At 56.9% G+C, this 23,822-nt stretch carries 21 protein-coding genes; 14 read left to right on the top strand and 7 right to left on the bottom strand.

The window, feature by feature from the left end; all coding sequences use genetic code 11:
* The first annotated feature begins 207 nt into the window (after positions 1-207).
* The 7 genes from Q0239_RS05525 (at position 208) to Q0239_RS05495 (ending at position 8,891) form a co-directional block, all read left to right on the top strand.
* On the top strand, positions 208-1,458 hold the full coding sequence (locus Q0239_RS05525; RefSeq protein ID WP_298599607.1) for a lipoprotein-releasing ABC transporter permease subunit: 1,251 nt from the start codon (positions 208-210) through the stop codon (positions 1,456-1,458).
* Positions 1,451-2,125, top strand: coding sequence for an ABC transporter ATP-binding protein (locus tag Q0239_RS05520; RefSeq protein ID WP_298599605.1), 675 nt, complete (start codon positions 1,451-1,453; stop codon positions 2,123-2,125). Before Q0239_RS05525 ends, Q0239_RS05520 begins: the two co-directional genes overlap by 8 nt.
* Before the next feature lie 94 nt (positions 2,126-2,219).
* Entirely contained in the window at positions 2,220-2,756 is a 537-nt protein-coding gene (locus Q0239_RS05515) for a hypothetical protein (RefSeq protein ID WP_298599602.1), read from the top strand.
* A 14-nt stretch (positions 2,757-2,770) separates the two neighbouring features.
* On the top strand, positions 2,771-3,250 hold the full coding sequence (locus Q0239_RS05510) for a glutathione peroxidase (RefSeq protein ID WP_298599599.1): 480 nt from the start codon (positions 2,771-2,773) through the stop codon (positions 3,248-3,250).
* 84 nt (positions 3,251-3,334) lie between these two features.
* Positions 3,335-6,820, top strand: coding sequence for a DNA polymerase III subunit alpha (gene dnaE, locus Q0239_RS05505; RefSeq protein ID WP_298599597.1), 3,486 nt, complete (start codon positions 3,335-3,337; stop codon positions 6,818-6,820).
* 26 nt (positions 6,821-6,846) lie between these two features.
* The gene (locus Q0239_RS05500) at positions 6,847-8,451 is read left to right on the top strand and encodes a long-chain fatty acid--CoA ligase (protein WP_298599595.1); all 1,605 of its coding nucleotides are present in this window, start codon (positions 6,847-6,849) and stop codon (positions 8,449-8,451) included.
* A complete protein-coding gene (locus Q0239_RS05495; protein WP_298599592.1) occupies positions 8,451-8,891 on the top strand; it encodes a DUF1330 domain-containing protein in 441 nt (146 codons plus the stop codon). The genes Q0239_RS05500 and Q0239_RS05495 overlap by 1 nt, the downstream gene beginning before the upstream one ends.
* On the opposite strand, the gene Q0239_RS05490 is transcribed toward Q0239_RS05495, so the two are convergent.
* The 4 genes from Q0239_RS05490 to Q0239_RS05475 form a co-directional block, all read right to left on the bottom strand.
* Entirely contained in the window at positions 8,892-9,953 is a 1,062-nt protein-coding gene (locus Q0239_RS05490; RefSeq protein ID WP_298599590.1) for a PA0069 family radical SAM protein, read from the bottom strand.
* A 68-nt stretch (positions 9,954-10,021) separates the two neighbouring features.
* Positions 10,022-10,549: a molybdenum cofactor biosynthesis protein B gene (gene moaB, locus Q0239_RS05485; RefSeq protein ID WP_298599587.1), complete on the bottom strand. Its 528-nt coding sequence runs from the start codon at positions 10,547-10,549 to the stop codon at positions 10,022-10,024.
* On the bottom strand, positions 10,536-12,356 hold the full coding sequence (locus tag Q0239_RS05480) for a lytic transglycosylase domain-containing protein (RefSeq protein ID WP_298599584.1): 1,821 nt from the start codon (positions 12,354-12,356) through the stop codon (positions 10,536-10,538). Before Q0239_RS05480 ends, moaB begins: the two co-directional genes overlap by 14 nt.
* Positions 12,314-13,078 (bottom strand): uracil-DNA glycosylase family protein, encoded by a 765-nt coding sequence (locus Q0239_RS05475; protein WP_298599582.1) that lies wholly within the window; start codon positions 13,076-13,078, stop codon positions 12,314-12,316. Before Q0239_RS05475 ends, Q0239_RS05480 begins: the two co-directional genes overlap by 43 nt.
* Before the next feature lie 115 nt (positions 13,079-13,193).
* Here Q0239_RS05475 and Q0239_RS05470 point away from each other — a divergent pair, with 115 nt between their 5' ends.
* From Q0239_RS05470 to Q0239_RS05440, 7 genes are all read left to right on the top strand, one after another.
* A complete protein-coding gene (locus Q0239_RS05470) occupies positions 13,194-14,840 on the top strand; it encodes an electron transfer flavoprotein-ubiquinone oxidoreductase (RefSeq protein ID WP_298599579.1) in 1,647 nt (548 codons plus the stop codon).
* A gap of 19 nt (positions 14,841-14,859) precedes the next feature.
* Positions 14,860-16,431: a tetratricopeptide repeat protein gene (locus tag Q0239_RS05465; protein WP_298599576.1), complete on the top strand. Its 1,572-nt coding sequence runs from the start codon at positions 14,860-14,862 to the stop codon at positions 16,429-16,431.
* 4 nt (positions 16,432-16,435) lie between these two features.
* Positions 16,436-17,263: a 4-(cytidine 5'-diphospho)-2-C-methyl-D-erythritol kinase gene (locus Q0239_RS05460; RefSeq protein WP_298599573.1), complete on the top strand. Its 828-nt coding sequence runs from the start codon at positions 16,436-16,438 to the stop codon at positions 17,261-17,263.
* Positions 17,260-17,988 (top strand): N-formylglutamate amidohydrolase, encoded by a 729-nt coding sequence (locus Q0239_RS05455; protein WP_298599570.1) that lies wholly within the window; start codon positions 17,260-17,262, stop codon positions 17,986-17,988. The genes Q0239_RS05460 and Q0239_RS05455 overlap by 4 nt, the downstream gene beginning before the upstream one ends.
* A gap of 58 nt (positions 17,989-18,046) precedes the next feature.
* The gene (ilvD, locus tag Q0239_RS05450; protein ID WP_298599567.1) at positions 18,047-19,903 is read left to right on the top strand and encodes a dihydroxy-acid dehydratase; all 1,857 of its coding nucleotides are present in this window, start codon (positions 18,047-18,049) and stop codon (positions 19,901-19,903) included.
* A gap of 62 nt (positions 19,904-19,965) precedes the next feature.
* Positions 19,966-20,349 carry a hypothetical protein gene (locus Q0239_RS05445; RefSeq protein ID WP_298599566.1) on the top strand — a complete coding sequence of 128 codons (384 nt, stop codon included), beginning with the start codon at positions 19,966-19,968 and terminating at the stop codon, positions 20,347-20,349.
* A gap of 46 nt (positions 20,350-20,395) precedes the next feature.
* Entirely contained in the window at positions 20,396-21,598 is a 1,203-nt protein-coding gene (locus tag Q0239_RS05440) for a class I SAM-dependent RNA methyltransferase (protein WP_298599562.1), read from the top strand.
* Positions 21,599-21,606: 8 nt separating this feature from the next.
* Here the strand turns inward: Q0239_RS05440 and Q0239_RS05435 are convergent, their stop codons facing one another.
* The 3 genes from Q0239_RS05435 to Q0239_RS05425 all read right to left on the bottom strand — a co-directional run bounded on the left by Q0239_RS05435 (position 21,607) and on the right by Q0239_RS05425 (position 23,768).
* On the bottom strand, positions 21,607-22,044 hold the full coding sequence (locus Q0239_RS05435; protein WP_298599560.1) for an MAPEG family protein: 438 nt from the start codon (positions 22,042-22,044) through the stop codon (positions 21,607-21,609).
* Positions 22,045-22,066: 22 nt separating this feature from the next.
* The gene (locus Q0239_RS05430; RefSeq protein WP_298599557.1) at positions 22,067-22,489 is read right to left on the bottom strand and encodes an MAPEG family protein; all 423 of its coding nucleotides are present in this window, start codon (positions 22,487-22,489) and stop codon (positions 22,067-22,069) included.
* 67 nt (positions 22,490-22,556) lie between these two features.
* Positions 22,557-23,768: a type III PLP-dependent enzyme gene (locus Q0239_RS05425; protein ID WP_298599554.1), complete on the bottom strand. Its 1,212-nt coding sequence runs from the start codon at positions 23,766-23,768 to the stop codon at positions 22,557-22,559.
* Between the last annotated feature and the right edge of the window lie 54 nt (positions 23,769-23,822).

The raw sequence follows: 23,822 nt of genomic DNA, 5'->3' as shown, positions 1-23,822 counted from the left end.
ACCACGGCCATTCAGCGATGAACCTATTCAGCGCGGTCAAAATGACGCAATCCAGCGCGTTCGCAACGATTCTCTGTTTCGGTCGAACGCTTTTTCAAACAGTGTGTCATCGCTGCAACAATAGTGTAACACAGGCTTTGGCTTGCGCGCAGCATTGCTGCACCCTAAAGGCTTGAGCAACAACGCTATGCCGGAACACTGCCCGACATGATCCTCAATCGATACGAACGCATGATCGCCAGGCGCTATGTGCTGCCGGGCAAAGGCGAAGGGTTTATATTCCTGGTCGCGACGATCAGCCTGATCGCCGTCGCGCTTGGAGTCGCCGCGCTCATCATCGTGATGAGTGTGATGAATGGATTCCGTGCCGAACTTTTCGACAAGATCGTCGGGTTAAACGGACACGCGGTCGTGCAAGGCTATGGAGGGCGTTTGACTGACTGGCGCGAGGTCTTGAAAGATGTGCGCGCCACGCCCGGCGTGACCGAAGCGTCTCCATTGATCGAGCAGCCGCTGCTCGCGACCAGCGAAGGCCGCGTTGAAGCGATCCTTGCACGCGGGATGGAGGTCAGGGATATTCTGACCAACCCAACGCTCAAGGGTAAAACCTTGGCGGGTGACATGAAGCTGCTTCGCCCGGGGAGCGAACGGGTAGCTATCGGTTCGCGCCTCGCGCAAAATTTGGGTGCTCGTGTCGGCCAACGTATTACGATCATCAATCCGGCGGGTCGGACGACACCATTTGGCACCGTTCCGCGCGAGATTTCCTATGAAATTGCCGCAATCTTCGAGGTCGGTGTCTATGACTATGACAAAGCCTTTGTCATCATGCCGATTGAGGATGCGCAAATCCTGATGCTGATGGGCGATCAGATCGGGATGATCGAACTGACCACCACCGATCCGGACAAGGTTAATGACATTCTGGCACCACTGCAGCCCAAAATTGCCGACAAGGCGGTTATTGTTGACTGGAAAAGCATGAACGCAACCCTGTTCGAGGCGCTTGCGATCGAGCGGGTGGCGATGTTCATTGTGCTATCGATCATCGTGCTGGTGGCGGTGTTCAACATCCTGTCGTCACTGATCATGCTGGTCCGAGCCAAGACGCGCGACATCGCGATATTGCGCACAATGGGCGCATCGCGGCAGTCATTGCTCAAGATTTTCGTGACTGTTGGGCTGTTGATCGGCGCGGCAGGGATGGTGGCGGGATTGATCCTCGGCTTCATCTTTCTGTTTTTCCGCCAGTCGATCGTCACTGCCATCCAGTTTGTTACGGGGTTGGAGCTATGGGATCCATCAATCCGTTTTCTGACCGAGCTGCCGTCACGCACCGACCCGTTCGAGGTGCTGGCCATCTGCACGCTGGCCCTGTTCTTCAGCTTCCTCGCGACACTGTATCCGGCTTTCAAGGCCGCAGGAACCGATCCGGTACAGGTGCTGCGCTATGAGTAAGATAGTCGCCGAAATGCGCGATGTCCGACGCAGCTTTACGCAGGGTGACGTGACTATTGACGTTTTGCGTGGAGTAAATCTCTCGATAGCCGAGGGCGAACTAGTGGCGTTGCTTGGGCCTTCTGGCACTGGCAAGTCGACGCTGTTGCAGGCACTGGGGCTGCTTGAGGGCGGCTTTACCGGCTCTATCCTGATCGATGGTGAGGAAATGCGCGATGCCGGGCCAGACCGGGCAACCGATGTCCGCCGCGCGAAGCTGGGCTTTGTGTATCAGTTTCATCATTTGTTGCCTGATTTCGATGCGCTTGAAAATGTCGTGCTGCCGCAACTGATCGCAGGCGTGGAGCCTGATGCAGCAACGGAGCGTGCGACTTCATTGCTGTCGACGCTGGGATTGGGTGAGCGGCTCGAACATCGCCCGTCGAAGCTTTCGGGTGGTGAGCAACAACGCGTTGCGGTCGCGCGTGCGCTCGCAAATAGGCCTCGCCTTGTTTTGGCAGACGAGCCCACCGGCAATTTGGACGAACATACCGCCGATGTAGTGTTGCGTGAGTTCATGACGCTGGTGCGCGAGCAAGGCTCGGCAGCGCTGGTTGCGACACATAATGAACGCCTTGCGGCCAAGATGGACCGCGTCGTGCGCCTGCACGATGGCGTGCTCGGCTGAATTGACGTTTATCGAATCTCCAAGTCGAATGGACGACAAGCAATTGCTGAAATTTGACACACATTCATGATCTCCAAATCTGGGGAGAAACATCATGAGCTTTTTTGCACCAGCAATTTTACTCGCAGTCCAATCGGCGCCCGCCGCAGCACCATCCGCGCCGCCTCCGTCGCCTTGTGCCGCAGCAGAATTCAGCCAGTTTGATTTCTGGGTGGGTGAATGGGATGTCTATCCCAATGGCAAAGACAATCAAGTTGCGCTTAGCAAGATCGAGAAACTCTATGCGGGCTGCGCGATCCGCGAGAACTGGATGCCGCTGAAAGGGCCGGGAGGTGGGAGTCTGAACGCCTACAACCCGGCAACGAAGAGCTGGCACCAGACTTGGGTCGGTTCCGCGCCGGGCCATGTCAATTTTGACGGCGGATTTACCGGCGAAAAGATGGTGCTGACCGGAATGTGGGCAGGTGTAAACGGTCCAGGACAGGATGCGCTGATCCGGATGATCTATTCGCTGCAACCCGATGGCTCGGTCCGCCAGCATGGCGAACAATCGACAGACCAGGGTTTGACATGGTCGACCAATTTCGATTTTATATATAAGAAGCGCAAAGAGCCCATTCCGGCCAAATAGCGCCGGAGATTGCAATGAACGTACATGATTTCACCGTCGACATGCCCGGCGGCGGCAAGCAGGATATGTCTGCGTTTAAGGGCAAAGTTTTGTTGCTAGTGAACACTGCATCGAAATGCGGCTTCACCCCGCAATATAAGGGGCTGGAGGCGCTGTACGAAAAATATGGCGAAAAAGGCCTCGTTGTAATGGCCTTTCCCTGCAACCAGTTTGGTGCGCAGGAACCAGGCGATGAGGAAGAAATCAAGAATTTCTGCTCGCTAACCTACGATGTTACCTTTCCACTAGCCAAGAAAATTGACGTAAACGGTGATGCTGCTGACCCGTTGTGGAAGCATCTAAAGGATCAGCAGGCGGGTCTGCTCGGTAGCCGCGCAATCAAATGGAACTTCACCAAATTCCTTGTCGATCGCGATGGTAAAGTTGTCGGCCGCTATGGCCCGCAAGTGGCGCCTGGTTCGCTGGAAAAGGATATTGAAAAGCTATTGGGTTAGTTGGCGTCGGCAGGGTGGTGTTTGTCCACAAATTAGCCCGCGCTTTCATTTGCAGAATCATCGAGACTGACGCACTTTGTGCGCATGGCCATCGCACCCTTTGTTCCCTTGCGGGTTTTCTCCGCTTACACGATGCTAGAGGGTGCGATCGAGCCCAAGGCTATCGGTAAATATGCCAAGGGCCTAGGCTTTCCGGCTGTCGCAATCACCGACCGTAACGGGCTCTATGGGGTGATGCCTTTCGAAGACGGTTGCCGCGGTGTCGGCGTCCAACCGATAATGGGATTGATGCTCGGCTTGCAAAGGCCACCGGAATATGCCGGCGGACAGGCGGTGCGCGACTGGATTGCACTCTATGCGCAGGACGAAGCGGGGTATGAAAATCTCTGCCGCTTGACCTCGATGGCGCATCTGGAAAATCCGGATGATAGCGATGCTCAGGTGCGCTTTTCTCAATTGGAAGGGCGCACCGATGGGCTGATTGCTTTGACGGCGGCGGGTGAGGGCGGTCTCGCTCGGCTGTTTGCCGACGGGCAACTGGATAGCGCCGCTGACTATTGCTCAAAGCTGCAAAAGCTTTTCCCTGACCGGCTCTATATTGAACTGGCGCGGCGCGGTGATGCGACGGAAGAAGCTGCCGAAGAGGCATTAATCGCACTGGCCTATGAGCGCGATCTACCGCTGGTCGCGACTAACCCCGCCTGTTTTGCTGAACCCGATTTCTACGCCGCACATGATGCGATGCTCTGTATTTCAGATGGCGAATATGTCGAGAATGACGATCGCCGTAAAAGCAGCCCGCATGCATGGATCAAGACGTGGCAGCAGATGTCCGAACTGTTTGCCGATGTGCCCGAGGCGCTGTCCAACACGCTGGTCGTTGCGCAGCGCTGCGGGGTCGGAGCACCCAAACGCAAACCAATTCTCCCCAGTCTTGCGGGCAGCCGAGAGGCAGAAGAACAGCAGTTACGCGACGATGCGCGTGAGGGACTTATTGCCCGGCTTGAGCACGCCGGCATCAAAGACGAAGAAGCCCGCAAACCATATTTCGAACGACTGGAATTCGAGTGCGATGTTATCTGCTCGATGGGTTTTCCCGGTTACTTCCTGATCGTTGCCGATTTCATCAAATGGGCCAAATCGCATGACATTGCGGTGGGGCCCGGGCGTGGTTCGGGTGCAGGCTCGGTCGTCGCATGGGCGTTGACGATTACAGACCTCGATCCGTTGCAGCTCGGCTTGCTGTTCGAACGCTTCCTCAACCCCGAACGCGTATCGATGCCCGACTTCGATATCGACTTCTGCGAAACGCGTCGTGGTGAAGTGATCCGCTATGTGCAGGAGAAATATGGCCGCAACCAGGTCGCGCAGATTATTACCTTCGGTAAGCTGAAGGCACGCGCTGTTTTGCGCGATACCGGTCGCGTCTTGCAGATGAGCTATGGGCAAGTGGACAGGCTGTGCAAGCTGGTACCGAACCATCCAACCGATCCGTGGGATCTGGAGAAGGCACTGGGTGGTGTTCCCGAACTGCGCGAAGAGTATCGCCGCGATGAACAGGTCAAGCGGTTGTTCGACCTTGCGATGAAGCTGGAGGGCTTACCGCGCCACAGCTCCACCCACGCTGCGGGTGTGGTGATTGGAGACAGGCCCCTTTCCGAACTGGTTCCACTCTATCGCGATCCACGCTCGGATATTCCCGTTACGCAGTTCGACATGAAATTTGTCGAGGCAGCAGGGCTGGTGAAATTCGACTTTCTCGGCCTGAAGACTCTGTCAGTGCTGCAAAAGGCGGCGCAAATGCTCGCCAAACGCGGCATCATCGTTGAGTTTGACAAGCTGACGCTTGATGATCCAGCAACCTATGAACTGCTGCAATCGGGCGATACGGTGGGCGTGTTCCAGCTGGAATCCGAAGGTATGCGGCGCACGCTGGCGGCGGTGCGACCAACCAATTTTGGCGACATTATCGCGCTCGTTTCACTCTATCGCCCCGGCCCGATGGACAACATCCCGATGTTCGGCCGCCGTAAAAATGGCGAAGAGAAGATTGAGTATCCGCACCCGCTGCTTGAAGGCATTCTCGCCGAAACCTATGGTATCTTCGTCTATCAGGAGCAGGTGATGCAGGCCGCGCAGATCCTGGCTGGCTATTCGCTTGGCGGCGCAGACCTTCTCCGTCGCGCGATGGGCAAGAAGATCAAGTCGGAAATGGATGAACAGCGCGCGATCTTCGTCAAGGGCTGCGCGGAGCACAACCAGATAGACGCAGCTAAGGCGAACGAACTGTTCGACTTGATCGACAAATTTGCAGGCTATGGCTTCAACAAATCGCACGCTGCGGCTTATGCGTTACTGTCCTACCATACGGGCTGGCTGAAGCGGCACCATCCTGAGGCCTTTTACGCCGCATCGATGTGTTTCGATATGCATCAAACCGACAAGCTGGCGGTGTTTGTTGACGATATGCGCCGAATGGGCACGCACTGCCTGCCGCCTTCGATCAACCACAGTGAAGCCGAATATAGCGTTGAAGAATGCGATGCCGGATTGGCAGTGCGCTACGCGCTCGCCGGCCTCAAAAATGTCGGTGAAAAGGCGATGGAAGGCATTGTTGCGGAGCGCGAGGCCAATGGACCCTATCGCGACCTCGACGATTTCGCCAACCGCGCCGATCCATCGCAAATCAACCGTCGCAGTCTCGAAAACCTTGCTTCCGCAGGGGCATTTGACGAATTTGAACCCAATCGAGCGTCAGTCTTTGGTGGTATTGAAACTATACTCGCTACCGCTCAGTCAGCACGCGACCAGCGCGAAAGCGGGCAGGGAGGGTTGTTCGGCGGCGATGCCGCAACCGATGGAGGAAAGATGCGTCTGCCCAATGCCGAGAAATGGTCCGTCGCGGAAACAATGGAGCATGAGCGGGAGGCGTTCGGTTTCTACTTCTCCTCACACCCCATTTCACAATTCACCCAGATTGCGGCAAGCCATGGAGCGAAAAGCTATCTCGAAACCATTGATTGCGGCCCGATACCCGAAGGCGGCCGCAAATCAGCGGTAATTGCGGCAATGGTTCAATCGGTTAAGTGGCGTGAATCCAAACGCGGCAAACGCTTTGTGCAGGCTGATTTTTCAGACAGCAGCGGCCAGTTTCAGGCAAGCTGTTTCGATGAAGATGTGTGCGCGAGTCTTGCTGAATGGGCTAAGTCCGGAGAATGCCTGCTCCTTACGGTCGAAATGGACCTGCCTTCGGGTGAGGAAATTCCGCGCATCGCTGTGCGCAGCGCAAAGCCGCTTGCTGGTCTGGTATCGAACACGCAATTCAAAATGCTGCTGGATATCGACAGCGCTGATGCCTTTCTGCGGCTTCAAGGCCTGATCCTGCCGCTTGGTGGCGGACGCGGTGAAGTTATTGCACGCACTCGCACCGCCAACGGCAAGACCGCCGATATCGTACTAGGACGCAAATTCAGGCTTGACGTGGAGCTGGTCGAGAAGGTCAAAGAAATACAAGGCGTCGAGAATGTGGAACTCGCGCCGGTCAAACCGCATCTGATGAGCGTCCGCTGAAAATATAGCGGGCAGGGGAGAGAAAAATGCTGGGTGGAATGCAAGATTGGGATCTGAGGGTCACACATCTGATTGACTATGCCGAACGCGAACATGGCACCCGCGAAATTGTGACGCGCTGGGCCGATGGCAGCATCGAACGCACCAATTGGGCGGGCGTTGCCAGTGAGGCGCGGCGCATGGCGCAAGCCTTTGTCGGCATGGGGCTTAAGCCCGCAGATCGCGTTGCGACCTTTGCGATGAACCACCACCGTCATCTGGCAGCCTGGTATGGTGCGATTGGCTGCGGCGGTGTGATCCACACTGTGAACGTCCGGTTGTTTGATGAAGACCTTATCTACATCATGAACCATGCCGAGGATAAGGTGCTGCTCTATGATGCGCAGTTCCAGCCCGTCATTGACCGGCTGAAGCCGCATTTGAAGACAGTGGAGCATTATATCGTCTTCGACAGTGTGCAGTATGAAGAATGGCTCGGCGGGCAGGAAGGCAATTTCGATTGGGGGGGGGGCGACGAGGGCGACCCTTGCATTCTCCGCTATACGAGCGGTACGACCGGAAACCCGAAAGGCGTGCTGTACCAGCATCGCTCGACCATGTTGCACGCCATGGCGGAGGTGGCGCCGACCATCTTCAACTTATCGATGACTGCGGTTTTGTTGCCGATCGTCCCAATGTTCCATGCTGCGAGCTGGGGCCTGCCTTTTGCGGGTGCGATGGCTGGCGTGAAGTTCGTTTTTTCCACCACAAACGAAGCAGCCGTGCTGCATACACTGATGCTCGACGAAGGCGTCACGCACAGCGCTGGCGTACCGACGGTGTGGCTTGCGATGTTCCAGCACCTCGATGCTGAAAAGGCTGCAGGGCGCCGCTATGACCTTGGCAAATTACAATTGGTGACCATTGGAGGCACGGCGGCTCCCCGCATGATGATCGAGCGGCTGATGACACAAGGTGTGCGTGTTGCTCACGCTTGGGGCATGACGGAAACCTCTCCGATCGGCACGATGGGTGCACCCATCCCGGGCTGGGATGAAATGACGCTCGACCAGCAGATCGATGTTGTTTCAAAACAGGGCAAAATCCCATTCGGTGTCGAGCTGCGCGTTATCGATAAGGACGGCAATGTCGCCCCGCGCGATGGCACCACCGAAGGCGCGCTTCAAATTCGCGGGCCATGGGTGATTAAGCGCTATTTCAAGGCCGAGACCGATGCCGTCGATGGGGAGCAATGGTTCGATACTGGTGACGTCTCGGTCATCCATCCGAATGGCACTATGCAGATTACCGATCGCGTCAAGGACGTCATCAAGTCGGGCGGCGAATGGATCAGTTCGGTTGAACTGGAAAATGCCGCTGTGGGCTGCCCTGGCGTGGCGCAGGCCGCAGCCATCGGTGTCTATCACCCCAAATGGGATGAGCGGCCGATCATTGTTGCGGTGAAAAAGCCCGAGGCGGAGACGCTGACCGAAACCGATGTGATAGATTACCTCAAGGAACGTATCGCCAAATGGTGGCTGCCGGATGAGGTGCATTTCGTCGACAGCATGCCGATCACGGGCACGGGCAAAATCCAGAAGGCAGAACTGCGAAAGCAATACAAGGATTACAAACTGCGGAGCCTCGGCTGATGTCTGTCGAGGCGCATGTCGATCCGACGCGTGAGGCATTCAACGCCTTCAAAGCGTTGCCGCGCGATGTGCCGATCCAGATGCTCAACCTGATCCGTTATCGCGATCTTGCAGCCTATCCGGAAGGTCACGAAAATGCCGGCAAGGGCTGGTCAGGCGAGCGCGCCTATCAGGAATATGGTAAAACCAGCGGACCTATCTTCCAGCGCGTGGGGGGAAGCGTCCTTTGGCGCGGCGCCTTTCAGGCCGTACTGACTGGTCCTGCCGACGAGCATTGGGACGCAGCTTTCATCGCGCAATATCCCAACGCCGGAGCGTTTCTGGAGATGGTCACCGACCCCGACTATCGTCTCGCGGTGGTCAACCGCCAGGCTGCGGTGCAAACGAGCCGACTTATTCGTTTTGCACCCATGGAGGGTGATACCAGCAGCTTTGGCTGATCAGAACAGCGCCAGTTGTCCGTCGCAGCGGGGCGGAATGAACAGGTCGCTGCGCAATTCTATCCTTGTCTGGTTTAGTCCGGCCTTTCGCGCAGCGATTCTAAAACGGTTCCTGATCAAATCAGCCCAAGGTCCCGACCCGCGCATGCGCTGGAAAAAGTTCGGATCGTTGTCTCTGCCTTCACGGATTGAGCGAACAATCGACATAACTTTGCCTGCTCGGTCGGGAAAATGCACTTGCAGCCAATCCTGAAATAAAGGTGCGACTTCATGTGGCAAGCGAAGCGGAATCCAGCTTGCGGTTTTTGCGCCAGCGTCTGCCGCTCGCTCTATGATAGACTCGATTTCATGGTCGTTTATCGCGGGAATGATAGGTGCTACATTGACGTGAGTGGGGATGCCTGCGGTCGCCAGTTCTTTAATTGCCGCCAATCGCTTCTCCGGGCGAGGTGCGCGCGGTTCTAAAATCCGGTGCAAAGCCGGATCGAGCATGGTCACCGAAATTGCTACAGCCACCAACCCCTTCGTCGCCATGGGTGCCAGCAAATCGATATCCCTCAGGATACGGTCAGACTTTGTCGTGATAGTTAGCGGATGATTGGCCTTTGCTAGTACTTCGAGGCATTGGCGCATGATCCTCCATTCGCGTTCGATGGGCTGATAGGCGTCTGTGTTCGTGCCAAAGGCAATGGGTGTCGGTACATGCCCCTTGCGCCCGATTTCCTTACGCAGCAAGCTGGCTGCATCGGGTTTGGCGAACAGGCGGCTTTCAAAATCAAGCCCTGGCGACATGTCATGATAGGCATGAGTAGGCCGGGCATAGCAATAGATGCATCCATGTTCGCAGCCGCGATAGGGGTTGACCGATTTGTCGAATGGGATGTCAGGAGATGTATTGCGGGCAAGGACGGATTTTGGACGTTCCGACGTCACTTGCGTTCTCAGTGGGGCAATACCTCCGTCAATCTCTTCGCGTTCATCCAGCCAATCGCCATCCGCCTCTCGCGAATTCAGATTGAAACGCGAAGGGGAGGTGTTGGCGGGAGCGCCTCGTCCCTCCACAAAATCCGGGTAACAGCTTTTGGGCACCCGGAAAGGGTAACACCAAGCATGGAACAAATAAAGAACAATTATTGTTCGCGCAGCCGAGGCATCAGTTCAACGAAGTTGCACGGCTTATGACGGCTGTCGAGCTGGTGGACCAAAATCTTGGTCCAGCCATCTTTCACCGCACCATTCGAACCAGGCAGGGCAAAAATATAGGTCCCCCGCGCCAGCACTGCACAAGCGCGACTCTGGATTGTTGAAGTGCCAATGGTTTCGTAACTCAGCATTCGGAACAATTCGCCAAAGCCCGGGATATCCTTGCTTTTTACGCGATCAAGCGCCTCGGGCGTAATATCGCGCCCGGTGAGGCCGGTGCCACCGGTTAAAATGACAACGTCGATATTGTCATCATCGATAAGCATATGCAGCCGTGCGACCAATCGAGAGGCATCGTCTTGCTCGATCACGCGGTCGGCCAATTTATGTCCAGCCTCGACTATGAAATCTGCCAAAAGATCACCGCTGGTGTCGTTTGCAAATGTGCGGGTGTCCGACACCGTGATCAACGCGATGTTGACGGGCTTGAAGGGCTTGGTTTCATCGAGCGGCAATGCTGCCTCCATTTCGTGGCGTGTTGCCCATGCGAACAGTGGCCACGCGGCCTTCCTTGGGGACTGTGGGCCATAAATATTGCGCAAGTCCCTTCATGCTGCCGCTATTTTTGCCGCGCTGGATTTCGTACATCCAGTAGTTGCGCAGGATGATCGATACATAGCCGCGGGTTTCCCAATAAGGGATCGACTCTATAAACAGCAGTGGATCGCCATTGTCGCGGATTTCGCTATTCCAGCGCGTGACGGGGGCCGGTCCGGCGTTATAGGCAGCGATGACCTTTGGCAGCAGCCCTCCGGTCGCGTTCATGTCGCGTAATTTCTCGATGTAGCTCTGGCCATATTCCAGATTAACCGAAGGACGGTCTAGATCGCTCGCTGACAGGAAAGAGCCGCGCGCGCGCGCCATTTCCTGGGCGGTAGATGGCTTAACCTGCATCAGGCCACGCGCACCTGCGCTGCTGATCACTGAGGTGCGGAAGGCGGACTCCTGCAGTGAGTGGGCATAAACCAGCGACGGGTCAATGCGCCAACCGCCAATTGGCGTCCAGTTCGGATAGGGATAACGCATCATCGGATCGAGTTTTCCGCCGGATGGGCCATAATGCCCCATCCAAAGCTGCGTTGCAGGCAGATTCAACGCGCCTGCAATTTGCGCGAGTGCCGAATGTTGTTCGGGGTTGCCGATCTTGGCCTGATGGCGGAGCGCTTCGTCAGCAAGACTATCTTTGCCGATTGAAGCGAGTGTAACGGCAGTGCGGACATTTTCTTGCTGGCCCAGCTGCTTCCAGTTGGTCGAATGATATCGCATCGTCTTGCTCGCGACCGGTTCCATACCCAATGCTTCGCTGGCAAGCAGACCGTAAAAGGTTTCCTGAAGGCGGGCAGCTGCCTGAAGACGCGGTTGCACTTGTTGCGGTTGACGCGCAGCCATTGCCGCACGGCTGCTCCAGAAAAGCGCTGCGCTACGCAGTTCATCATTATCGGCAGTACGTGCAACCTTGTCGAAACTGGCGAAAGCCTCGCGCTGGTCGCCGAGACGCCAGCTAGCCAGGCCATGTACCCATTGCGATTGTGTCGCCCAGGCTCCACCTGCGACCATTGCCGTTGCGGCCAATCGGCGGGCGTTTGTGTCATCATTTTCGATATAGTAAGACCAGGCGACGCGATAACGCAGTTCGGTGAGCGCTTCGCTGTCGAGCGAAACACCTTGTTCGTTCAATAGCGCTTCCGCTTCAGCCGGATTGTCGGCCTTGATAAATTCCTGCAGCTTGGAGCGAAGGGCTGCTGCGCTTTGGTTGCTATCGGGCAGATCGCGTTTGGGGGCGCTGCCAAGGAAAGAAAAACGGCGGGTGCCTGGTCGTACCGGCAGATCGGCGACGCCGCGCTTGATAGCCATTTTTTCGATCTGTTCGGCTTGTGGAAGCCAGGGGGCCTCTTCGAGCAGCGCCTGTAGCTGAGCAGCCTCAACTTTCGGACTACCCGCCGCCAGATATAGTTCGGCGCGGGCCATAGAAGTCATAGGCCCTTTGGGTGCAGCCTCAATCAATCGCGCTGCTTCCACCCAGTTCTTGCCGTCAATCGCAGCAAAAATGGCAGCATAGGCCTGCTTGTCCTTGCTTGTCGGCATCGCGCCAAGTGCGTCAAGCGAATCGGGCGAGACCGCTTGGCGAACGCTATCGGCAGTGCCCGCAGACGCGGCTGTTGAAATGCCGAACGCCGAAGCTGCCAGAATGAGAGATTTGCCCAGTTGCACGGTCTTGATCACTGCTGATCTTTCTGCACGATCCGCTGCAGATCCTTCCAAGCCTGCGCCTTCAAAACCGGGCGCGCGAGGAGAGTTCGCGGATGGAATGTTGCCACTGCGGTCAAAATGCCGCCATCTTGGTTAAAATCAGGTAAATTTGCGCGAGCTGACATCAGTTCTTCGCCCAATAATGCTTCGGACACCGCAGAGCCGAGCAGCAGCAACCTTCCTGGCTGCGCAACTTTGATCTGATGGCGCGCAAATTCGCCCAAAATTGGAATGTCTTGCGGTGGCAGTGCGCCGCTCGCTGGGCGGCTGTGCGCTAGGGCAGAGAGGTGGACGCTTTGGGGCGCGTATCCGCAGGCTTTCAACATCGCCTGCAGCAATTGCCCAATGGGCCCGCTACCCAATTTTCCGGCCGCCAAATCCGCTTCTTCGGGGAAGTCGACAAGAACCATTAATTCGGGTGCTTGTGTCCCATGAGGCGCTGCGCGAGCGGGACTGTAGCCATTGCCGGGAAGCGATGCATCGCTGGCGATGACGTTTTGCAACGTTTCAAAATCGGTCGGCCAGTCTTTGCTTACAGATTTTGCCGCAACGGGTGCAATCGGCGATGGTGTTGCGCGTCTGATGGGTTCTTCCAGCTTTGTTGACGACGCGGCAGGTTCATCCAGCCAGTTGGTCGTCGCTTCACGGCACAGATAATCGACGCCGGCATCGTGCCACCAGCCAATGATCGAGTCTGCGAGGATTTTTCCCCTGTCCTGCGGTGCGACCTGCATGTTTCGCATCAGTCACTGGTTGACGCGAAGGTCAATTGCTTGGCATGGCGAATCCTGTCAGTTGAGGCAAAATCGAGACAGCCCGATATCAGGGCAAAGGGAAGGATGAGTTGCTATGAGCGAACGGGAGTCGATGCCCTATGATGTGGTGATCGTCGGTGGCGGTCCGGCAGGCCTATCTGCGGCCATTCGCCTCAAACAGATTAACCCTGAAACCTCTGTTTGCATCCTGGAAAAAGGGTCGGAAATCGGCGCCCATATCTTGTCTGGCGCGGTATTCGATCCGAAAGCAATCGACGAATTGCTGCCGGACTGGAAAGATCAAGGCTGTCCGATGGCCGACGTTCCGGTCACCGAAAACCACCACTGGGTGCTTTCGCGCGGCGGCCATATGGCTATTCCGCATCTGTTCACGCCGGGTTGGATGCACAACAAGGGCACCTATACAGGCTCGCTTGGCAATCTGTGTCGCTGGCTGGGCACGCAGGCCGAAAATCTCGGCGTCGAAATCTTCCCGGGCTTCCCGGCTGCCGAAATCCTCTACAATGATGATGGCTCTGTAAAGGGCGTTGCGACCGGAGACATGGGTGTAGCCCGCGACGGTAGCCACAAGCCCGACTATATGCCGGGGATGGAATTGCACGCCAAATATACCTTGTTTGCAGAAGGCGCGCGCGGACATCTCACAAAACAATTGAAATCAAAATATGATTTGGAGCGTGATTGCCAGCCGCAGGTTTACGGTATCGGCATGAAGGAATTGTGGGATATTGAGCCTGAAAAACACAAGCCGGGCAGGGTAATCCACACCCAAGGCTGGCCACTGTCTGAAACCGAAAGTTGGGGCGGGGGCTTCCTCTATCACCAGGCAAATGGTCAAGTGGCCTTAGGCTTCGTCGTCGCGCTCGATTATACCAACCCGCATGTCTTCCCGTTTGAGGAATTCCAGCGTTGGAAGCAGCATCCCGAAATCCGCAAGATTTTGGAAGGCGGCAAGCGTGTGTCCTATGGCGCGCGTGCGATCAACGAAGGTGGCTGGCAATCGGTGCCGAAGCTCGCTTTCCCGGGCGGCGCGCTGATTGGTTGCTCTGCTGGTTTCGTCAATGTTCCCCGTATCAAGGGCAGTCACACCGCAATGAAATCGGGTATGCTGGCTGCAGAAAGCATCTCGGCTGCGCTGTCCGCGGGCCGTGAGCATGACGAATTGTCGGATTATCAGGCCAATCTCAACGAAAGCTGGATCGCGACCGAGCTTAAGCTGGTAAAAAATGCCCAGCCTGCGGTCGCCAAATATGGCGAAACCTATGGTACAATCTTCGCAGGTATCGACATGTGGATGCGCACGCTGAAGATCGGCCTGCCGATCGAGATGAAGCATCATGCGGACAATGAATCACTTGGCCGCAAGGACCTGTATCAGCCCGTTAATTATCCAAAGCCCGATGGCGTAATCAGCTTTGACCGGCTTTCCTCGGTGTTTCTGTCAAACACCAATCATGAGGAAGACCAGCCCTGCCATTTGCAGCTCAAAGACCCCGAGGTGCCCATCACCGTTAACCTCGCGCTCTATGACGCGCCAGAAACGCGTTACTGCCCGGCAGGTGTTTATGAAATCGTCGGTAAGGATGAAGGGCAACTGCGCCTTCAGATTAACGCGCAAAACTGTGTCCACTGCAAAACTTGCGACATCAAGGATCCGACGCAGAACATCAACTGGGTGACGCCCGAGGGCGGAGGTGGCCCCAATTATCCGAATATGTAAGACCCTTTCTGTTTCCGTATTGCTGGCGATTGCCGCGCCAGCCTCTGCGGCGCAGGAGGCGAGCGACATTTACTGGAATGCGCAGCGGCAGGAAATAACCGGCCGCGGTGATGAGGCGTTGAAAAGCTATGCGAAGCTGCTTGCGCGTAGCCCGGATAGCGAGGCAGCGGCCAGCAACCTGTTGGATGCGGCGGTTCGGGAAGGGAGTTTCATCGATGCGGTGGCTGGCGGGGAAGCTGCGCCCAAGGCGGAACAGGCTGACAGCGATGCACCGCTTTTGCTTCTTGCCGATGCTTTTCGTCGAAAGAAATGGGGTGAAGCGGATCGCACATTGACTGATCTGGAAGCAGAAGGCGATTTTGCTTTCATGATGCCGATGCTCAAGGGCTGGTTGAATGTTGCGCAAGGGCGCGATTCCGGCGTCGATGTACGGACATTCCAATCATCTGGGCTCACCGCCTATTACAGCGACGATCAGCTGATATACTTCGATCTTACCGAGCGTAATATTGCGCAGGCAAAATTGCGGCTGCGTAATTTCAGGGGTTATGATGAGCCGCACGGCCGCTTCCTTGCCGGGCACGCTATGGGTGAATTTTCGCGAAGCGGGGATGCTGAGTTCGAATCCGCACTGGGGCGACAGATCGGTCTGGATGCGGGCAATTATGCGACGCCGCCAGTTACTGCGGAACTAGGGCTGGCAATGCTGTTCGCCCGTCTCGGATTGGCACTTGATGAGCAGGGGCAGCCGCAGAAGGCTCTGTATTTCGCGCGTATCGCCAACTGGATCGCGCCGTCCAGCGATGCCGCCAAATTGTCCTTGGCAGAATTGTTTGACAGGCAAGGGCTGGATGCAAAGGCGTCCGGGCTACTGAAAGTGATTGCGCCAGCTTCGCCTTTCTGGACCCAAGCCGTTGTTAACCAAACCCAATTGGCGGCCACGCCTGAAGAGGCGGTTGCAATTGCCCGATCGGCTTCAGAGATGCAGCCTGCTTCGTCGCAACTGAAACTGCTCCACGCGCAAACGCTCGAGCAGGCAGAAAAGCGAGATAAGGCCATAACAGTCTATCGCAGTCTGCTTGATCAGGATGCGGGAGGTGCAAATGGACCAAGGCGCGCGGTCTACCTGTTGTTGCTCGCAACGGCCCTCGATGCAAATGGCGATTGGGACAGCGCCCGAAATGCATTGGAGGATGCGGCTGTTCTTGACCCCCAAAACGCGCAGATCCTCAACTATCTGGGATATTCTCTGCTCGAACGACGGATCGACGTCGCACGAGGGTTCGACCTTGTTTCGAAGGCGCACCAACTCGCGCCACAATCTGCCGCCATCACGGACTCGCTGGGTTGGGCGCATTTCTTGCGTGGCGAAACCGACGCGGCGATACCGTTGCTCGAAAGCGCGGTTAAGGGTGCGATTGCCGATGTGGCGATCAACGAACATCTGGGCGATGCCTATTGGGCCAACGGACGGCGGACCGAAGCGCGTTTCGCCTGGAAGGCCGCGGCGCTGGCAGCCGAAGGTAATGTGGCAGAGCGTTTGACCCGAAAAATCGACTTTGGCTGGACCAAAGAGACGGCCGCACCCTAAGCCGATGCTGTTGAGCGAAACCGCCTACGCCAAGATCAACCTTGCGCTGCATGTCCGGCGGCGGCGCGAGGATGGCTATCACGAACTGGAAACGCTTTTTGCGTTTACGGAAGATGGCGACCTTTTGACGGCGGAGCAGGCAGATACACTTGCGCTTTCTATTACGGGGCCGTTTGGCAAGGGTTTGGAGGCCGATGACACCAATTTGGTTCTGCGCGCTGCAAAGGCGCTGCAGGTCGCCGCTGGGACGGGGCAGGGAGCGCTAATCAAGCTCGATAAACGCCTGCCTGTTGCAGCCGGTATTGGCGGAGGTTCGGCTGACGCAGCTGCCGCGCTACGCCTTCTGACACGACTGTGGGGAGTCGCTATTCCCGATGCAGCGGTGCAGGAAATAGCGATCCGCCTTGGCGCAGATGTTCCGGCATGCCTGCAGTCGCAGACCGTTTTCGGCAGCGGCGTCGGTGAAAAGCTCACCGCACTGGCTGTCCACGACATCGCTGGCGCACCGATCCTGCTCGTCAATCCTTTGAAACCCTGCCCGACCGGTGCTGTGTTCAAGGCTTGGGATGGGGCTGACCGGGGTGTGCTAGATGTGCAGGACTGGCGGCATGCGCGCAATGATCTGGAGGTGCCGGCGATCGGGTTGGTTCCGGAAATTGCTGAGGTGATTACTCAGCTTAAAGTGCAACCGGGTGTCACTTTTGTGCGTATGTCAGGTTCAGGCGCGACCTGTTTTGTGTTGTTCGGGTCGTTGGATGACAGAGACAGGTCTGCACAGGCCATATCGGAATCGAGGCCGGACTGGTGGTTGCTGCCAACGGTGCTGCGATGAATGACGCTTGGAAACTGATCGGTGAACCCAAGGCAGGTGGCATCCTGATTGTCAGCGATCATGCGTCTAACCGCGTTCCGGATGATATCCATCTGGGCATCGATCCGGTCGTGTTGAACCAGCACATTGCCATCGACATAGGGGTTGCAGGCGTGGCCGAGATCATGTCAGAAAGTACCGGCTATGCGGCGTTTCTCGGCAATGTCAGCCGTCTGGTTTGCGATTTCAATCGAGAGGAACATCAACCTGCGGCGATTCCGATCGCCAGCGATGGACATGCGATACCGGGAAACGCCCTCGACCATGAAGCGCATGAGGCGCGCCTCAATCGCTTCTTCCGGCCGTATCATGTGAAACTAGCGGAATTGCTGGAACAACATCGGCCAGCGCTAATCCTTTCCTTGCACAGCTTCACTCCACAATTGGAAAGCCATCCAGAGCAGAAACGGCCGTGGCAAGTTGGCGTATTGTATAACGAAGATGATCGCGCTGCGCGTATTGCCATTCCCATGCTTGAGGCGGAGGGCCTGTGCGTTGGCGACCAGCAACCCTATTCAGGCAAGCTGCTCAACGCGACGATGAACCGCCATTGCGAAGCTCATGGCAGGCCCTATCTCGGCATCGAAATCCGGCAGGACCAGATCGGTGACGGGACGGGACAGTCTGCCTGGGCAAACCGCCTTATTCGGATTTGCAACGAAGTGGCGTTGAAACTGCGGGCTTAGCGCTGTAAGGCGCCTGCAAACGCCTTATTGGCGAAATAATATTACAGGAGTCTCCCTCATGCCCGCCCTTCGTTCGCGCACCTCAACCCATGGCCGTAATATGGCAGGCGCGCGCGGGCTTTGGCGCGCAACGGGCATGAAAGATAGCGACTTCGGCAAGCCGATTGTTGCGGTGGTCAACAGCTTCACCCAGTTCGTGCCGGGGCATGTCCATTTGAAGGACCTCGGCCAGATGGTCGCGCGCGAAATTGAAGCCGCAGGCGGCGTTGCCAAGGAATTCAATACCATCGCTGTCGATGATGGTATCGCCATGGGGCATGACGGGATGCTCTATTCCTTGCCAAGTCGCGATCTGATTGCCGACAGCGTCGAATATATGGTCAACGCGCATTGCGCTGATGCGATGGTTTGCATTTCCAACTGCGACAAGATCACGCCCGGCATGTTGATGGCTGCTCTGCGCATCAACATTCCCGTGGTGTTCGTCTCCGGCGGGCCAATGGAGGCGGGCAAGGTCATCCTGAAAGGCAAGGAAGTCGCGCTCGATCTGGTCGACGCGATGGTTGCCGCGGCCGACGGGAAATATAGTGATGAAGAAGTCGCAACGATCGAACGGTCGGCTTGCCCGACATGCGGTTCCTGTTCGGGCATGTTCACCGCCAATTCGATGAACTGCCTGACTGAAGCGCTGGGCCTTTCGCTTCCCGGCAATGGCTCAACGCTTGCGACCCATTCTGACCGCAAGGCGTTGTTCCTGCGTGCGGGTGAACTCGCAGTCGAGCTGTGTCGCCGCTATTACGAGCAGGAGGACGAGAGCGTTTTGCCGCGCAACATCGCGACATTCGAAGCCTTCGAAAATGCGATGAGCCTCGACATTGCAATGGGCGGTTCGACCAATACCGTGCTGCACCTGCTTGCCGCAGCCTATGAGGCTGGGGTCGATTTCACCATGACCGATATTGACCGGCTGTCACGGAAAGTGCCCTGCCTGTCAAAAGTCGCACCGGCCAAGCAGGACGTTCATATGGAGGATGTCCATCGCGCCGGCGGCATCATGTCGATCCTTGGGGAACTGGACCGGGCCGGGTTATTGCATACGCATCTCCCTACCGTTCACAGCCGGACAATGGGCGATGCGCTCAACCAATGGGACATTGCGCGCACCAATGATCCGGATGTGCAGAATTTCTTCAAAGCCGCTCCCGGTGGCGTGCCAACGCAAACCGCCTTCAGCCAATCACGCCGTTGGGACGAGCTTGATCTGGACCGCGAAGGAGGGGTGATCCGTTCGGCTGAACATGCCTTTTCGAAAGATGGTGGTTTGGCTGTTTTGAACGGCAATATCGCACTTGATGGCTGCATCGTGAAAACGGCAGGCGTGGATGAGAGCATCCTAAAATTTACGGGCCCCGCCAAGGTCTATGAGAGCCAGGACGCGGCGGTAACCGCGATTTTGACCGGCCTGGTCGAGGCTGGCGATGTCGTTGTCATCCGCTATGAGGGACCGAAAGGTGGTCCGGGAATGCAGGAAATGCTCTACCCGACCAGCTATCTGAAATCGAAGGGATTGGGTGCCGCCTGTGCGCTGCTGACCGATGGACGCTTTTCGGGTGGTACATCCGGGCTGTCGATAGGCCATGTTTCGCCGGAGGCTGCAGAGGGTGGTACGATCGGCCTAGTCGAAAATGGCGACCGGATCGAAATCGATATTCCAAACCGCACCATCCATCTGGCAGTCAGCGATGAAGAACTGGCCAAACGCCGTGCAGTGCAGGATGCCAAGGGCTGGCAACCGGCGAAGGAACGCCCGCGTAAAGTCTCGGTCGCCTTGCAGGCCTATGCGGCTATGACCACCAGTGCAGCGCGCGGAGCGATCCGCGACGTTACACAGCTTGTGCCTAAGCCACGCGGATAGCGGCCCAACAAGCAGGGTTAATGCTCTAGGCTAAGCCATAACTCGCAGACTATAGAGCAGCCATGACTCTTACTGCGCGTTTCCTTTTCGTTGCCACGGCCACCAGCCTGACATTGGCTGCTTGTGGCGATGGTGCGCCTGCCAGCGGGGTCGAAGGCGTTGCCGAGGCCGACCGCATTGAATGCGCGCTCGCCGGTTCAACCAAGTTCGAACGGGTGTGCGCCACCGAAACCATGCCTGGTGAAAAGGGCAAAATGCTCGTGGTGCGTCATCCCGATGGCGGGTTTCGCCGTTTCAACATCCTTACCGACGGTCGCGGGCTGGCCCCGGCCGACGGTTTTGATGAAACCAATATCAAGATCCTTGGTGGTGGAATGATTGAGGTCAGTTCGGGTGACGATATCTACCGTCTGCCTGCCGATATCAAATCAACAGGGCAGAAATAGACCGCCAAGCTTGCTTCTGCCTGCGTGCGCGGGCAAGGCGCATAGCGTGAATGACAGCAGCGAAATCATCCGAATAGCCTCACGCGGCGACGGCGTTACCGCCGACGGGCGGCATGTGCCTTTCGCAGCGCCCGGAGATTGCCTTAATCCCGGCGGCGGTTTGATCCACGGCCCGCACCATGCCGATCCGCCTTGCCCGCACTTCCAGCTGTGTGGCGGTTTTCAGTTGCAGCATCTGGACGAAGAAACGCTCAAGACGTTCGTGCAGGATCGCATCGTCCACGCCCTTGTGGCGCAGGATATCGATCTGCCGGAATTCATGCCGGTGCACATCTCTCCACCGCACAGTCGGCGTCGCGTAGCGGTACGATCAGCTTGGGCTGGCAAGCAATTCCAGCTGGGCTTCAGCTCGGAAAAGAGCCATCGCATCGTCGATTTGAAGCAATGCGACATCATGGTGCCGGACCTGTTTTCGCTGCTGCAACCGTTACGGGCCTTTCTCGCCCCGCGCATCGGGCCAAAGCGCAATGTGGAAATCAAACTGGCGCTGGTTGATCAGGGCGTGGATGTCTTGATCGAGAACTGGGCGCCCGAGGGTTTGGAAACGCATGAGGCGATGACGGCCTTTGCAACGGCCAACCATTTGGCTCGGCTCTCTACAGACGACGGGTACGGCCCGACGACCTATTGGGAGCCTGAGCCCGCGACCGTCACGCTCGATGGGATTTCGGTGGCCTATCCACCCTATGGATTTTTGCAAGCCACACGCGATGGAGAACAGGCGCTGTCTTTGGCGGTACAGGAAATAGTAAGCGAAGCGAGGCTGGTGGCAGATCTGTTTTCCGGACTTGGAACCTTTGCCTTCGCCGTTGTTCAGGGCCGCAAGCTGTTCGCTGCAGAAGCTGAACGGGCGGCGCTGCTGTCGATGAAGGCGGCGGCAAGCAAGGCTGGCCTGTCGCTGTTCGCAGAGCACCGTGACCTATTCCGGCGGCCATTGACGACAGCAGAACTTAATCGTTTCGGTGCCGTTATCCTCGACCCACCAAGGGCTGGTGCGCGTGAACAGGTTGCCGAACTTGCGAAAGCGGATGTGTCGAAGATCGCCTATGTAAGCTGCAACCCATCCAGCTTTGCACGCGATGCAAAGACACTAATTTCAGGTGGCTTCAGGCTTCAGCGGATATGGCCTGTCGGGCAATTTCGCTGGTCAACCCATGTCGAACTGGCGGGAGAATTCCCCCGCCAGTGACTTTCAAATCAATGAAATACGGCCAATATGGCGTGCAGCACCAGCGCCATCAGCGCGAGTGACGACAGCGCAAACAGCAGGAAGCGCACGGCCACCTTGTTCACCAGCGATTGCCACAGGCTGTGCGTTATGCGCAGGCCTACATAGGCCCAAGCGATAGTGGCGTTCAGGCCATCGCCCTGACCAATAATGGCGAGCAACAGCGCAACTGCGTAGAACACGGTCGGGGCCTCGTGCAGGTGGTTATAATTGTGCGCCTTCCACTGGATATTGCCAGGTAATAGCCCCTCCAATTTGGCACTTGTCCAACCCACATCTGCCCCTTCGCTGTTATCTTTAGGCAGCTTGTTGATTGCGGGGATGCGCGTAGCGTACATCCATATCCACATCAGCATCGTCCAGCCTGCGAGCACCGCGACTGGTTTCAGGATTTCAGCATGTTCCATAGAATCTCCTCCCGTTCTGTTATCAAAGCGTTGCCATCAAGGCATTTACTGCAAGCACGACCAGACACACGGTCGACAGCGCAAATATCGAAAAACGGACCATCACCTTGTTGACGACCGCCTGATAAACCGAATGGATGATGCGTAAGGCAACATAGGCCCATGCAAATTTCACCATTAGCGGCGTGGCCGCCTGCGATATATGCAGGATGAAAACCGCCGCATAAAAGATGGTCGGCTGCTCCATAAGATGCGCATAATTGTGCGATTTCCACGCGGCAGTGCCGAGCATCGGATCGATATCCTGTCCGCGCAGTCCGGGTGCAGGCGGCTCCTTGCTTCCCAATTTTGCAAGCATGCCAAAGCGAGCAATGGCCAACCAGCCAAGCATTACCAATGACCAAGCAACCAATACGGCCGCAGGCGCGAGTATCGTTGTATCCATAAGAAAACCCTCCCCGTTTTCGATGATGGGGAGGGTGCTTCAACCTGTGTAAATTGTCAAATGCAACTTATTGTGCGGATCGCTTACCGATGTGGTGGACATTACCCAAATCATTGGCGGCAATGCGCGTATAAAGACTCGCCATAGGCTCATCCTCAACCACGAAATCCTCGGTTTCACCGAAACCATTGAATTCGGTTCGCATCGCGCAACCATAGGCACCCAACATGCCCACTTCGATATAATCGCCAGCTTTCACGTCGGCAGGCAGAATGAACGGGCCAGCCATATAATCCATGTCGTCGCAGGTCGGGCCGTAAAAAGCGAACTCGGCCTGATCGTCGCTGTCGCTCTCGCGCATCAGTTCGACCGGGAAGCGCCAACCAACATGCGCTGCATCAAACAGCGCGCCATAGGCTCCGTCGTTGATGTACAGTTCATTGTCGCGGCGCTTTTCGACCTTGACCAGCAAGGAAGCATATTCGGCGCACAGCGCACGGCCCGGTTCGCACCAAAGCTCTGCCGAGTAGCTGATTGGCAAATCTTCAAACGTGCGGTGGATCGTTTCGAAATAGGCTTCGAGCGGCGGAGGCTCCATGCCGGGGTAAACCGATGGAAATCCGCCGCCAACATCGACTATATCGACCGTAACCGATGCTTCGACAATTGCCGCGCGCACTTTCTCCATCGCTTCGGCATAGGCCAGCGGCGTCATCGCCTGGCTGCCGACATGGAAAGCAATGCCAAGGCTATCGGCGGCCTGACGGGTCGCGACCAGCAGGTCTGCGACTTCAGAAGGTTCGGCACCGAATTTGGCCGCGAGGCTGAGTTTTGCATGGTCTGACGACACGCGGACTCGCACGCACAACTCAAGGTCCGCAGCAGCAACGCCATCGGTCGCCGTAGCGCGGACGATCTTGTCCAATTCCTCACGGCTGTCGAGGCTGAAGGTGCGCACGCCATGGTTGTGATAGGCCTGCGCGATTGCGCGCTCGGACTTAACCGGATGCATGAAGCACAGTTTCGCATCGGGCAGGAATTTGTGCACGAGCCGCACTTCGCCGAGCGAAGCGACGTCGTAATGTGTGATTCCAGCCGCCCACAGCGTTTCGAGAAGCGCGGGCGAGGGATTGGCCTTTACAGCATAGAGCGACCGACCCGGAAACTTCTCAACAAAGAAGCGGGCGGCGCGCGTCGCAGCATGCGGGCGTAGGAGTGTTACGGGCTCATCCGGGCGCAGGGCGCGGACTAGGGACGCAGCATCAGGATAGTTGTGCAACTCAAGGGACCCCCAAAAAACAAACGGTGAAACAACAAGGCTGCCTTGCGGTTA

The sequence above is a fragment of the uncultured Sphingorhabdus sp. genome (assembly GCF_937872355.1).
Taxonomy (GTDB): Bacteria; Pseudomonadota; Alphaproteobacteria; order Sphingomonadales; family Sphingomonadaceae; genus Sphingorhabdus_B.
Note: the sequence above shows the minus strand (reverse complement) of the source record. Positions and strands in the feature narration are given on the sequence as shown.

Coding starts and splice junctions, on each gene's coding strand:
- Q0239_RS05525 (WP_298599607.1), top strand. CDS start 208: ATGATCCTCAATCGATACGAACGCATGATCGCCAGGCGCTATGTGCTG.
- Q0239_RS05520 (WP_298599605.1), top strand. CDS start 1,451: ATGAGTAAGATAGTCGCCGAAATGCGCGATGTCCGACGCAGCTTTACG.
- Q0239_RS05515 (WP_298599602.1), top strand. CDS start 2,220: ATGAGCTTTTTTGCACCAGCAATTTTACTCGCAGTCCAATCGGCGCCC.
- Q0239_RS05510 (WP_298599599.1), top strand. CDS start 2,771: ATGAACGTACATGATTTCACCGTCGACATGCCCGGCGGCGGCAAGCAG.
- dnaE (WP_298599597.1), top strand. CDS start 3,335: ATGGCCATCGCACCCTTTGTTCCCTTGCGGGTTTTCTCCGCTTACACG.
- Q0239_RS05500 (WP_298599595.1), top strand. CDS start 6,847: ATGCTGGGTGGAATGCAAGATTGGGATCTGAGGGTCACACATCTGATT.
- Q0239_RS05495 (WP_298599592.1), top strand. CDS start 8,451: ATGTCTGTCGAGGCGCATGTCGATCCGACGCGTGAGGCATTCAACGCC.
- Q0239_RS05475 (WP_298599582.1), bottom strand. CDS start 13,078: ATGCAGGTCGCACCGCAGGACAGGGGAAAAATCCTCGCAGACTCGATC.
- Q0239_RS05470 (WP_298599579.1), top strand. CDS start 13,194: ATGAGCGAACGGGAGTCGATGCCCTATGATGTGGTGATCGTCGGTGGC.
- Q0239_RS05460 (WP_298599573.1), top strand. CDS start 16,436: ATGCTGTTGAGCGAAACCGCCTACGCCAAGATCAACCTTGCGCTGCAT.
- Q0239_RS05455 (WP_298599570.1), top strand. CDS start 17,260: ATGAATGACGCTTGGAAACTGATCGGTGAACCCAAGGCAGGTGGCATC.
- ilvD (WP_298599567.1), top strand. CDS start 18,047: ATGCCCGCCCTTCGTTCGCGCACCTCAACCCATGGCCGTAATATGGCA.
- Q0239_RS05445 (WP_298599566.1), top strand. CDS start 19,966: ATGACTCTTACTGCGCGTTTCCTTTTCGTTGCCACGGCCACCAGCCTG.
- Q0239_RS05435 (WP_298599560.1), bottom strand. CDS start 22,044: ATGGAACATGCTGAAATCCTGAAACCAGTCGCGGTGCTCGCAGGCTGG.
- Q0239_RS05430 (WP_298599557.1), bottom strand. CDS start 22,489: ATGGATACAACGATACTCGCGCCTGCGGCCGTATTGGTTGCTTGGTCA.